The organism is Rothia sp. HMSC036D11 (genome assembly GCF_001814205.1).
GTDB lineage: Bacteria > Actinomycetota > Actinomycetes > Actinomycetales > Micrococcaceae > Rothia > Rothia dentocariosa.
In genome coordinates, this window is the sequence record NZ_KV815300.1 from 281,827 (window position 1) to 293,915 (window position 12,089).

10 protein-coding genes are annotated in these 12,089 nt (G+C 54.2%); 5 read left to right on the forward strand and 5 right to left on the reverse strand.

What is annotated here, in order from left to right:
- Positions 1–49 precede the first annotated feature (49 nt).
- A complete protein-coding gene (locus HMPREF2958_RS06205) occupies positions 50–496 on the reverse strand; it encodes a MarR family winged helix-turn-helix transcriptional regulator (RefSeq protein WP_070535882.1) in 447 nt (148 codons plus the stop codon).
- Between the two features lie 122 nt (positions 497–618).
- Between HMPREF2958_RS06205 and HMPREF2958_RS06210 the strand changes: the two genes are divergently transcribed.
- From HMPREF2958_RS06210 to HMPREF2958_RS06230, 5 genes are all read left to right on the forward strand, one after another.
- Positions 619–1,053: an EVE domain-containing protein gene (locus HMPREF2958_RS06210; protein ID WP_070697334.1), complete on the forward strand. Its 435-nt coding sequence runs from the start codon at positions 619–621 to the stop codon at positions 1,051–1,053.
- 210 nt (positions 1,054–1,263) lie between these two features.
- A complete protein-coding gene (hemL, locus tag HMPREF2958_RS06215; RefSeq protein WP_070697336.1) occupies positions 1,264–2,613 on the forward strand; it encodes a glutamate-1-semialdehyde 2,1-aminomutase in 1,350 nt (449 codons plus the stop codon).
- Between the two features lie 160 nt (positions 2,614–2,773).
- Complete coding sequence (locus HMPREF2958_RS06220) at positions 2,774–3,775, forward strand: hypothetical protein (RefSeq protein ID WP_070450446.1); 1,002 nt, start codon at positions 2,774–2,776, stop codon at positions 3,773–3,775.
- A gap of 598 nt (positions 3,776–4,373) precedes the next feature.
- Positions 4,374–5,102 (forward strand): DUF6318 family protein, encoded by a 729-nt coding sequence (locus HMPREF2958_RS06225; protein ID WP_037231075.1) that lies wholly within the window; start codon positions 4,374–4,376, stop codon positions 5,100–5,102.
- Positions 5,103–5,412: 310 nt separating this feature from the next.
- The gene (locus HMPREF2958_RS06230; RefSeq protein ID WP_141755798.1) at positions 5,413–5,709 is read left to right on the forward strand and encodes a hypothetical protein; all 297 of its coding nucleotides are present in this window, start codon (positions 5,413–5,415) and stop codon (positions 5,707–5,709) included.
- Positions 5,710–5,826: 117 nt separating this feature from the next.
- On the opposite strand, the gene HMPREF2958_RS06235 is transcribed toward HMPREF2958_RS06230, so the two are convergent.
- From HMPREF2958_RS06235 to hemC, 4 genes are all read right to left on the reverse strand, one after another.
- A complete protein-coding gene (locus HMPREF2958_RS06235) occupies positions 5,827–8,679 on the reverse strand; it encodes a class I SAM-dependent DNA methyltransferase (protein WP_070697339.1) in 2,853 nt (950 codons plus the stop codon).
- 293 nt (positions 8,680–8,972) lie between these two features.
- Positions 8,973–9,968, reverse strand: a complete 996-nt coding sequence (hemB, locus tag HMPREF2958_RS06240; protein ID WP_070697340.1) for a porphobilinogen synthase — start codon at positions 9,966–9,968, stop codon at positions 8,973–8,975.
- A 38-nt stretch (positions 9,969–10,006) separates the two neighbouring features.
- Positions 10,007–10,912: a uroporphyrinogen-III synthase gene (locus tag HMPREF2958_RS06245; protein ID WP_070697343.1), complete on the reverse strand. Its 906-nt coding sequence runs from the start codon at positions 10,910–10,912 to the stop codon at positions 10,007–10,009.
- Positions 10,913–10,916: 4 nt separating this feature from the next.
- Positions 10,917–12,032 carry a hydroxymethylbilane synthase gene (hemC, locus tag HMPREF2958_RS06250; protein WP_070697345.1) on the reverse strand — a complete coding sequence of 372 codons (1,116 nt, stop codon included), beginning with the start codon at positions 12,030–12,032 and terminating at the stop codon, positions 10,917–10,919.
- Positions 12,033–12,089 lie beyond the last annotated feature (57 nt).

The following is a 12,089-nucleotide window of genomic DNA, read 5'->3' on the forward strand; positions in this document are numbered from 1 at the left end:
CAATACGGGATATTTAAGTCTTAGAGGGAAGATTTTGCTCCTCCTTGCATCAGGTCTTTGACCCTCCAGCGTGCAGCCCTTCAATACAGATCGTCAGCAAATCCCATAATTCTTGCCGTTTCGCATCGCTAAGTCCACCCACCATGTGCTGCTCAACATCGCGGATGCGCCCGGTCGCCTGATCGAGCACACGCTCCCCTTCCACTGTGAGCATGGTCGGTAACGCGCGACCTCGGGGGGCTTGCTCTGCTCGCTCAATCAAACTGCGTTCTTGAAGCCCTCGCAAAAGCGTATTCATCGTTTGGCGGGTTACGAAAGCCTGCCGCGCCAGCTCAGCATTAGAAGCACCCGGGGTAGACTTTAGAATTTCCAGACACACGTATTGCGCAACGGTAATCCCAAGTGGGCGCAGAACCTCTTCCATGCGCGAGCGCAGCAGTGATTGCACTTCTTTGAGTCGGTATCCAATAAGTTGGTTAAATTCCTCTTGCCTCATGTCAATATTCTGACATATGCTTTTAATGTCAGTATACTGACATATAATGACCTTGTAGTTCGGGGCTGTTAGTACTGTTAACCCCGGACTCTTGGTACTCTTCACAGTTTTAGGAGGTTCTTATGCGCTACTGGGTTGGAGTAGCCTCACGCGATCATGTTTTACTCGGGGTTGCGGGCGGATTCTGCCAGGTTTGCCACGGCAAACAGGCACCGCTGGCACGTATGAAACAGGGCGATTGGATTCTGTATTACAGTCCTAAAACCGGCATGAACTCTGGTGAGAAAGTTCAGGCTTTTACCGCCGTAGGGCAGATAGTGGACGACCGAGTCTACCAGTTCCGCATGGCTGAAAATTTTGAGCCGTTCAGGCGTGATGTTGTGTTTCAGGATGCTCCGCATCCGTGTCCGATTGAGGTAGCACGCGAGCACCCCGAATGGCGGAGTTATGCGAAACAGCTGCGGTACGGGCATTTCGAAGTCTCGCACGATTTCTTCGAGCACATTTACCGTTACATGATGGCGAGCAAGCACGAGATAACCTCGGACAAGTGTTAGGCGGCCATGCGACTGTATACAATGCTGACCCATCGGCGGCAGCAAAGTGTGGGCGATCGGGCATGTGAAAACAAATCTAAACTGCCCGTTATATTCGGTTGCCAACTCACCCAGGTCCGTGAGTATTGACGCAGCGTCGCTGTCCGATGACCGATAACCGCCTATCATGGGATAAGAGACTTTCAGGCGCCCACACACGAAAGGTTACCCATGAGCGTATCAGCCGAACACCACCTGGCACACCAGCACAGCGAAGAGCTTTTTGAACGCTCCCGTTCCGTCATTCCTGGCGGGGTGAACTCCCCCGTGCGTGCTTTCAACTCCGTGGGCGGCACGCCCGCCTTTGTGGACCGCGCATCCGGCCCCTACATCTATGATGCTGACGGCAACGAATACGTAGACCTCGTCTGTTCGTGGGGTCCGGCGATTCTTGGGCACGCGCATCCGCAGGTTGTTGCGGCGGTTCAAGAGGCTGCCTCACGCGGACTGTCATTCGGCGCTGCGTCCGCGCCCGAGGCAGAGCTCGCAGAGCTTGTAGTCGATCGCATCAACACCGCGATCCCTGGCGCAATCGAGCAGGTACGTATGGTATCTACCGGCACCGAAGCCACCATGACCGCTATTCGCCTGGCACGCGGCATCACCGGGCGCGATAAAATTATCAAATTCTCGGGCTGCTATCACGGGCATGTGGATGCGCTGCTTTCCGAGGCAGGCTCCGGCGTGGCGACTCTCGCCCTACCCGGCTCGGCTGGCGTGACCGCAGCAACCGCATCCGAAACTATCGTGCTCCCCTACAACGATCTTGACGCCGTGCGCGAGGCTTTCGCCGCGCATCAGGGAGAAATTGCCGCCGTCATTACCGAAGCCGCCCCCTGCAATATGGGCGTGGTGACTCCCGAACCGGGCTTTAACCGCGGCCTGCGCGAAATTACGCAGAGCAATAATGCCCTGTTGATTTTTGATGAGGTGCTGACCGGTTTCCGTGTCTCGTCTGCCGGGTACTGGGGTAAATTTGCTCCCGAAGATAACGGCTGGGTTCCCGATATTTTCACCTTCGGTAAAGTGATCGGCGGCGGTATGCCGATCGCCGCACTCGCCGGTAAACGTGAGGTGATGGAGCATCTGGCACCGACCGGCCCTGTCTACCAGGCGGGTACGCTCTCGGGTAATCCGCTCTCGGTTGCATCCGGCATTACGACCCTCAAACTCGCCGATGATGCCCTTTACCGCACGCTCGATACACGTTCGGAACAGCTGCAGGCTGCGCTGACGCAGGCACTTACCGATGCCGGGGTGGATCATTCGATTCAGACGGCGGGCAACCTGTTCTCGGTTGCCTTTGGTACCGGCGAGCACGGCGTGCACAACTACGCCGATATTAAGGGTTCTGCTACCGCCAAATACACGGCGTTTTTCCACGCCATGCTTGATGCTGGCGTATACCTTCCCCCGAGTGCTTTTGAGGCGTGGTTCCTCTCCGGGGCACACGACGATACCGCGATGGAACGCATCATTGAGGCGCTCCCGGACGCGGCACGTGCAGCGGCTAAGGCGTAGCACATCCTCTGACCCAGCGCTTTCCCACAAGATCTCGGTACAAATCCCGGACTCTGCCCGCCATCAGCAGCAGCTTCTCAGCTTTGCTGGCGGCGGGTATTTTCTGAGATGTTCATCCATACTGTGAGCATCGCAAAAGCGAACAACGTAAAATGCTGTTATGGACTTTCGGGATATTTGGCTTATAGCATTCATCGTATATTTGGGGCTATGCCTGCTCATTGAGGCGGTCTATCCAGTGCGGGTGCGTAAAAAGTATGCGCTCAAAACCGAGCACGCTAAGTGGTTTTGGTCGTATAAACACTTTTTCCTGTACCTTTGGGCATGGATTGTTAACGCGTCCCTTTTCATGCTGTTCTGGGAGTTTAATGAAATACTCCGCCCCATAGCCCTATCTCTCCCGTTCCTGATGGTATATGCGGCGGCACGTATTGGGCGGCGCAACTACCGCATCTTCCACGGCGCTTCTCCAGACGACCGCGCTGTGGGTATGCCCAAAATCTACAGCGCTACCCTGGGTAAGCTCAGCAAGCCCCTGCGTACGACGGGTCATCAATCTGGACTAACGCTAGATCATGACCTGAGCACTACCGCGCTGATAAGCAGCCTTATCTTTTTCGCATCCACTGCCCTGTTTTTGCTTCGGCTGACCGATATCGATTTTGAATACGCGCCGCCGGTTCCCTATAACGCTATTATTCTGGGAATCGGATATATTGCCGGTATCGTCGCGCTCGTCTCGTATACGAACTCGTACCTTGTCTCCACCCCCACTCTTCTGCAGGTCGGCCGGGGACCTTTCCGCAACCCGCGCGATATTCCATACCGCCAGCTGAGGAGTTACCGCGTGGTGCCTCAAGACCCAGATGCCACTGACCCTGATACCAAAGATTTATCGCAGTGGAATCTGGAATTTAAGGTACCTCGGGCCAACAAATATACGAAAGAGCTGCGCGACCCCAATCTTGAGTATTTGGTTCGGCAGATTGCCTTCCGCGTGGAGCAAGAACGCTGGGCTGACGATAACTCCCCTGCCGACCGAGAACGGCTCGAAGAATATGGCCGGGATGCGCGCCTCGTGTGCATCACTAAGGGCTATATTCCGGCCGGTAAACACGCGCAGGAGGCGGCAGATCGCGCCTCCTTCAAGCAGACACATTAGAGTTTTCCTCACTCTGCTGCACAGGCACAAAGATGGGCTCTCTAATGTCGTGACGCTATCGCAGAAATGCTGGTTTTACGTTTTATGGAGAGCCTATCTTTGAATATTCTTCGCTTTTTGACGATATCTTCTCAATCCAGCGCTAAAAGTTATGACAGTAAAGTAAATCTTCTACATTTCTTCAACGGTTTTCTGAGAATATCCTATTAAATTAAATATTTTTTACGTAAACTTTGTGATTGGTTCGCACAAAGCACTTATTCGTCGTACAGTTGCACTAGAGGTACTCTTTTGAGGATCTTCTGCCCTGTATTGTGCGTACCGTTTTGCGCATCCGCACCATGAAATGCGGATATAAGACGCGGCTCTCGCAAGGTACTCGGCGAATCCTCAAAGATTGCCTTGACCTTCCCTAAAGAAGATCACAACGTTCTGCGGCTGGGCGCGAACCTTCCGGATCGGCTAATTCAGGCCGAGAGTATGCGTCACACCATCGTCGGTTAGCTCGCCTGCTGTGCAACACTGAGGTTCTTCTGTGGGGGTACATATCACTTCCGACTATTCACCAACCACTACAACTCAGAAAGCCAATTCACCGATGAGCATCAGCAATAACTTCACCACCTGTACACGCCGAGCCGCGTTCGGTTTTCTAGGGGCATCGTCTCTGGTAGCGCTCTTGACCGCCTGCGACGACGAGGACAAGCCCGGGGCACGGCCCAGCACAACAACCAGCAGCGCCGCCGCGCCTGAGACCGAGCCTCCAGAACCTGCCGATTCACCCAGTGCCGCACCCAGCTCATCCGGTCCCAAGTATTCCGGCAAGTCTAAAGCTCCTGCGGGAGAGTTCCGGGCGGCCGATATTTACGGTCCGGCGCAGAATGTTCCTAAACCCACAAATCCACCTGGCTACACCGAACCCACCCTTGACGGCATGATGAAAAGCATGAAGGCATGGACGCAATGGCGCAATTATGGCATGCAGACAGGTGATTACACCGAGGCATATAAGTTTGTGTCTAAAAACCTCGTCGAAGAGATTAATGCTTACAACGCAGATGCAAAACTGTACCACGACGGTGGCTGGATTATTGGCGGTGAGCAGCGCTCTTATGATTTCAGAAATGACCCCGTTCACCAGGGTAACGGCGTGTATTCCTGGGATTTCTTCGTGGGATGGTCCTATATCATCACCGTAGGCGCAGATGGCCGGCACAAGCGCAGCAGGAATACCAACTATGCCGATAATCTTTACACGCTTACCGTTCATTATGAAGAAACAGGTTGGATTATCGACAGCATTACCCGCAAGCAAGCCCAGAAATAACTCTTAGATTTTGCTTTCCTAGCCGTGTTAATCCCCGCCAGTACATTCATGATGAATGCGCTGGCGGGGATTTACCGAAACTGTAGGTTGGTTACAGATACATAAGTTGTCTTCGGTGCGCATAAGTACACGGAGTTCGGAGAAACCGTAAGTACGGCAAGAGCTCACTAGGCTTGCATCCACAATCGTCCCTATTCAGACATGGGCGGGTGTGCTCGTTCCTGCGCTACCCACCCAAACTTACGACGGACGATATAGATGCGGTGCCTAGTTGCACAATAACGTGCTAAAGTGCCTATCCGAAAAAGACGTGGCGATAGACTTTACATTACTTATATTCAAAGACATAAATACGGTGCGGTTTGTATATAAAATCCGCAAGGTATATCTTCAAAATATGACTCACTCTCAGAAAGAACAACGGAAGAATTTCAAAAATCGCAAACCGGGCGATGGGCTTTTAGGCTACGGGATTATTCTTCTAGTTTTAGCCGTTTTACTTGCATTTTCAACTGGAGTAGTGTCTCCCGCAGCAAAATTTTTTGGATTTGCTGGCGTGCTATGCCTGGTAGGATACGGTATTGTTCGTGGTGTACGCCGCGACTAATATTATTGTCTACATCATCTTATGGATTACGGCGAACTAACCCATAACCGTAAAAATGGTGTAGAAAAGTTCGGTGCAGACACTATGGAGTTTCTGCACCGAACTGGTGAGTAGCAGTTATTCTGCTGTGAGTTCTGCGTAGCGGGCGAAGAGGATTTCGAGGCGTTTATTGTTGGATGCACACAGCTTGGCGGCACCGAACGCCTTATCAACGTGGCGATCCAGTTCCTTATGAGCTTTCAGCAGATCAGTATTCATGGCTAGCGGATTGTACATATCTGCGAGTGAAACACGGCCACCGTGCTTTTCCGCGAGTGCCTTGCGAACTTCCAGAATTTTCTGGCCCGCCGTAATAATTTTGGAGCGCAAATCTTCAGCTACTTCGGGAAGAGGAAGGTTATTCCAAACGATAGTATTCGAGAAATTTAAATCAGATTTCAGGCGACCACCGACTGCTTTCTGCCAGGTAATGAACATAGAAGAACTAATAATGGCAAAGAGAAAGCCGTCGGGATCTAGAGCTGTATAGAGTTTATTCCCAGCGATAACTTCAGCGGGAAGATGCGCCACCGTATAAAAAGGGCGAGTCTCTGAAACTACGGCGGGAATACCAACATAGCTTGTATTTGGTTGTCTTATTTCTGTAAAAAGGTGGGGTGTAGAAGCAAAATCTCGCGTTGCTTGTTTAGTGCTTTTCTCACGCATAATTCGAACAGCCTCAAGACGAGTCTTGAGGGCCGAGCTTTTTGCAATATCCGAGGGGAGAACATCTTCAAGCCAAAGGCACCACCGATCAAGCCCGCGCACGAGTTCCTTTCCCATGCGGAAAGGCCGTAAATATTTAGCTGCTATAGGATCGCTTGAAACTTCGGCGTAATCTTTTTCTTCTACAACGAGATTCCCTCCATCAGTAGGCTGACTACCCCGAAGTACAGGAGGAATCTGCTGTGACAATGGCTTTGATCGTTTCTTCACCAGAATATTGGGGGCATCCAAAAGATAGGCATTAATACTTTTGACGTCTGCCGCTTCACGAGTCTGCTTCGCGCTCCAGTCATACTCAAATAGGCGCGGTTCATAGTCCTCAGACCGGGTGAACCCAGTAATCACACAGTGCACCGCTGCCTGACCGGGTGCCTGAGAATCCCACGGGAACGTATGATACGCGAATTTAATGCGCCATCCTTCCCGAAAAATCGGGCCAAAGAGTGCCGGAACCGGCTGTCCCTGCGCAATAGAGTTAGTCGATACGAAAGCAAATTCGCCCTCAAAATCCCGATCAAAGAACTGTACCGCTTTCCAAAACCAGGCGGTCACAAAATCCAAGTAACCGTCATAATCTTTACCCCATACCGTTTTCATAGCGGAAGTCTGTGCTTTAGACATCGTCCACTGTCCCAAAAACGGTGGATTACCAAATACAAAAACCTTGGCGGCTCCTGCCGGAATCATCTCACACCAGTCGGTGGCGAGCGCATCCGCATGGACAATATGGGCTACCGAGGTAATCGGCAAACGTGTGGGAACCTGGCCCAGAGCACGTGCTAGGGTGCGGTCAGCCTGAAACTCCGATAAGAACATGGCGACTTCCGCAATCTTTGAAGGCCACCAGTTAATCTCAATCCCGTGAAATTGCGAAATCGACAGGCGAGTATTCAATGATGCATCCAGTGTAAAACCGCCCGAGTCCTCTAGCCGGTGGATTTCAGTCAGTACCCGAGTCTCAAGCTCACGCAGTTGCATATACGCAACCTGCAAGAAGTTCCCCGAACCGCAGGCCGGATCCATAAAGTGCATGCTCCCAAGCTCATCAAGAAACGCCGCAAGCTCAGCTCGCTTAGTCTTAGATCCCTTGGTGGAAGCGATCAGGCTTTCCGCGCGAGCGCGTAAATCATCTAGAAAGAGAGGGTTTATGGTCTTGAGAATATTCTCTTCTGAGGTGTAATGTTCCCCTGCTGCGCGGCGCGCCTCACGTGACTTCACAAGCTGGAACATAGACCCGAAAATAGCGGTTGAAATTTGCGACCAGTCAAAACCGCACGCAATCAACAGCTGCTCGCGAAGCTCGCGCGTAAAATACTCGGTCGGGGTGCGCTCAGCGAACAAAGACCCATTCACATAGGGGAACCGGACCATCAGCTCGGGTACATGACGCATGCGGGTACGTTTAGATTCTGGGGTATCTAAATACTCGAAGAGAGCATTAATCTGTGTGCCCAGGTCTGAACCGTCTTCGCGGGTGTGCTTACGCAGAAACCGGGTAAAGAGATGCATTTCCCAAATACCGGCATCATCGCCAAAGAGCAGGAAAAGGATACGGGTGAGGAACATTGAAGTTTCCTGCACGCGAAGGTCTTCATCTTCAGCATTCTGCGCGGCTTCTTCACCGACAGGAGTGTCAGTATCGCCCATCATCGCCTGATATAGGTTCGCCATAATTTTCGATGCGGCTATCGTGAGTTCCTGTTGTTCCTCAGCGCTAATAGCTTCTTCGCCCGCTAGGAATTTCAAAGTGTCGTAGCGATCCGGTAACTGTTCGAGTGTGAATTCTTCCCGGTCACCAGTGCGGCGGTTCACGAATATGAAACGCTCAAAATCACTAACCGCAAGGTAACGCGGCAGGTTCTCTTCGGGAATACTCCCACCAGCTATGTAATCGCGAGCCTGGTCGAGCGCTTCCTCAAGGTTTTTGCCTTCGGTCTTTTGCTCAACCAAAAGTACAGAAGGCCAAAACATATCAATTCGCCCATGATTACCGGTGCTGGCGCGGCGTGCGGGGCGCTCGAACTCGGCGACGGTGCCGGGTTTAATACCAAAACACGCAAGAAGAGAATTCCAGAAGGTTTGGGTCTCGCTAATTTCAAAGTTTTTGCGGGATGACCGTCTATGGCTGTCAATTTTCTGCCGCCACTGCTGCGTGAAACGGCTGAGCTCACCCTGAATATAGGTGCGATCATAATAAGTCTGCATTGGATGCCCAGTCCTGATTGATGTGGTGATATAGCGTTTCTATTGTGCACGGTGAGAAAGGTAAAAACCTAATGTTTCTCTATTGGTATGCATAAAACGCACAACAAATTACGGATACGATAATTATCGTCCGTCGCGGGTTTTGAGCGGGCAGCGCAGGAGCAAGCACGCTCGTCCGTGTTTGAGCAGGAACGGGGGCACATCTGCAGGGTTAAACACAACAAACCCGCACAGGTTACTCGGGTTACGTATACCTGTGCGGGGTTCGAGCGTCAGTACGGGACTCCCTAAGGTTAGTCTTCACGCAACCAGCGGGCAGCTTCGGTTGCATAGTAGGTGAGAATCATGTCTGCACCTGCACGGTGAATCGAACGCAGAGCCTCTAACGCCACGGCGCGGCGGTCGATCCAGCCGTTTGCCGCGGCGGCCTCAATCATGGCGTACTCCCCCGACACCTGGTACGCCGCCACCGGCACAGGTGAAAACTCGGCGACCTCACGCACAATATCGAGGTAGCTTCCGGCAGGCTTGACCATCACCATATCGGCGCCCTCGTCAATATCGGTCTGCACCTCTAGGAGAGATTCGCGGCGATTCGCCGGATCCTGCTGATACGTTTTGCGGTTCCCGGTAAAGCTAGACTCCACCGCATCGCGGAACGGACCAAAGAACGCGGAGGCATACTTCGCCGAATACGCCATGATAGAGACGTTCTGGAATCCGGCCTCGTCCAGCGCGGCGCGCATGGCGGCAATCTGCCCGTCCATCATGCCTGAAGGAGAGACCGTGTGCGCCCCGGCGCGTGCCTGGGAAACCGCCATCTTGCAGTACAGTTCCACGGTTGCATCGTTATCGACAATCATGGTGCCGTGTCCGTCATCGACAAGCACGCCGCAGTGCCCGTGAGAGGTGAACTCGTCCAGGCAGGTATCGGCCATAATAACAATCTCATCGCCAAGCTCGGCCCGGCAGGCAGCGATAGCGCGGTTCAAAATACCGTTGTCGTCCCAAGCCGCCGAGCCTACTTCGTCCTTATCATCATCCAGCGGAACACCGAAGAGGTCGATGCATTTAATGCCCGCCTCCGCAGCCTGGCGCACAGCAGGAATTAGGGACTCCAGAGTGTGCTGGTACTGCCCGGGCATGGACGAAATCGGCTGTGGTTCGCTAATGCCGTCGCGCACGAAAAACACCTGAATCAGCTGCTCGGGACGCAGCGCAGTCTCGGCGGTGAGGGCGCGCATGGCGGCAGTGGTGCGCAGTCGGCGGGGTCGTCGGGTAAGATTCATCGACATAACCTTTCACAAAATACTTCTATGTTTAGCGCCTAGGCTGAATGCAGCAGTTCAACGGCTGCTAGAGCCAGGGCCTCCGGAGTGGGAGAATCGGCCGTCCTATGACGCAGTCCTAGCTCCTCGCATGTGCGGGCGGTCGTGCGGCCGATAGCTGCCACCGGAGGGATTCGTTCAGGGTTTGGGTTCTCCCCCACCAGCTCTTTGAGCCTTGACGGAGCGGTGGCAACAATAACGTCTACCGCGGCGGAATTCGAGCCAGTACCGGCACCGGCAATAAGCTCACGAGCGTTCACACAGGAGATCTCTCCCGCCTCAAGTACGGAGGCGGTCGCCGGCACCATCTCATATACCACTGCACGCACAGCACGGAAGCCTAATCCCACTAGCCCTTCACGCAGAGTTGGGCGGGCGTTTGCCCCTTCAAAGACGAGCACGCTCGCCTGCGCAGAAAGCATATCGTCCCAGCCCAATGCGGCAGATTCCGGGGTATTCTGCGGTTTACGCAGGCTCTCAGGGATGCCCAGCTCGGGGTTGGCACCCTCGGTAGGAAATTCTGCGAGCATACCCAGAGCATCCTGTTTTTCAGGCGTGAAGTGGGGTTCCAGGCCGATCTCACGTAGCGCCCGTGCTGTTGCAGACCCCACGCAGGCAATCCGGGTTCCGCCATCACGAAGCGCCCACGCAAAGGAGGTGCCAAAAAGCTCGGCGCAGGAACGCACCGCATTCGCACTCGTGAAAGTAGCCCAGAGGAAGGCTCCCTCCGCCGCTAAGCTCACCAAGGAAAACAGCGAATACTCGGGCGCAACTGTACGGGGCAGCTGCATGGGCGCAAAATCCACCTGAATCTTCGGAATGCCTCGCTCCGCCGCCAAATCGTTCAAAGCACGCTCAAAAGGCGCGCCTTGAGCCGCCGTGCGGGTCAGCAGAACACGAGCCACGACCCTATTTCACCTCAAGACCGGCAAGGGCCGCGGCGCCCATCTGAAGCAGGTCTTCGGCAACGCGAATACCCAGTCGTTCAGCGCCGGGAACATCAAGCTCACCAGTGGCGGACGTGTGGCGCAAGCTTTCGGTACCGTCAGGCGATGCGACAACTGCTGTGAGCACAAGATCGCCGTCTTTGACGGTGGCATAGGCGCCGATAGGAGCGGCGCATCCGGCCTCAAGACGGCGCAGAAGACGACGTTCGGCAGTGACCTCAAGGTGGGTTTCAAAGTGGTCGGCAGCAATAAGCGCTTCCCCCAGGGTGCGCACAGGCTGGGAAATTTCAGAGTCGAATAAAGTCGCGGTATCGGGGTTAACAAATTCGGTTTCGCGCACCTCAATGGCGAGGGCGCCCTGCCCGGGGGCCGGGAGCATGCGGGAGGGGTCAAGGTATTCGGTAATAACGGATTCTTTGCCGAGACGTTTGAGCCCCGAAACGGCGAGGATGACGGCATCGCAATCACCGGTGTTTTCGGTACCGATTCCACGGTGTGCAGCTTCGTCGGTTTCGGCGCTGTCACGCACGACGACTTGGCGGTTTCCGTGTTCTTCGAGCCCTTTCACACGGGCTATGCGAGTGCCCACGTTGCCGCGAATATCAACGATTTCAAGGTCGGGGCGCAGGGCACGTACCTGTGCGGCGCGGCGCGGTGATCCGGTACCGACGCGGGCGCCCGTAGGCAGGGTATCGAGGGTGAGGTTATCGCGCGCTACCAGGGCATCGCGCGGGTCTTCGCGTTCAAGAATTGCCGCGATGACGAGCCCGGGGCACGGCTCGGCAGGTAAGTCTTTGAGCGAGTGCACCGCAACATCGACTCCGTCGGGGGTATCACCGTCGAGAAGGCGCTGGCGCAGTGCGGCGGCGAAGACTCCGGTGCCACCGAGGGTTGCGAGCGGTCCGGTGAGCACATCCCCGTCGGTTTTGACGGTGGTGATATCAAAGGATAGGGTGCGTTCGGCGCCGTGTTCGCGGGAGTGAGCGTTGAACACCTGAACGATGTGTTCGGCGGCAAGGGTGCTCTGGGTGAGCGCCAAGGCTGAGCCTCGGGTGCCGAGAATATAGGGGTCGCTCATGGTTCTCCTCAGGTTTTATGGGTACCGTATATGCGGGTTCATCACTCGGATGGGATC

Bases quoted from the DNA above. Each gene is read 5' to 3' on its own strand.
- HMPREF2958_RS06205 (WP_070535882.1), bottom strand. From the start codon at position 496: ATGAGGCAAGAGGAATTTAACCAACTTATTGGATACCGACTCAAAGAA.
- HMPREF2958_RS06210 (WP_070697334.1), top strand. From the start codon at position 619: ATGCGCTACTGGGTTGGAGTAGCCTCACGCGATCATGTTTTACTCGGG.
- hemL (WP_070697336.1), top strand. From the start codon at position 1,264: ATGAGCGTATCAGCCGAACACCACCTGGCACACCAGCACAGCGAAGAG.
- HMPREF2958_RS06220 (WP_070450446.1), top strand. From the start codon at position 2,774: ATGGACTTTCGGGATATTTGGCTTATAGCATTCATCGTATATTTGGGG.
- HMPREF2958_RS06225 (WP_037231075.1), top strand. From the start codon at position 4,374: ATGAGCATCAGCAATAACTTCACCACCTGTACACGCCGAGCCGCGTTC.
- HMPREF2958_RS06235 (WP_070697339.1), bottom strand. From the start codon at position 8,679: ATGCAGACTTATTATGATCGCACCTATATTCAGGGTGAGCTCAGCCGT.
- hemB (WP_070697340.1), bottom strand. From the start codon at position 9,968: ATGAATCTTACCCGACGACCCCGCCGACTGCGCACCACTGCCGCCATG.
- hemC (WP_070697345.1), bottom strand. From the start codon at position 12,032: ATGAGCGACCCCTATATTCTCGGCACCCGAGGCTCAGCCTTGGCGCTC.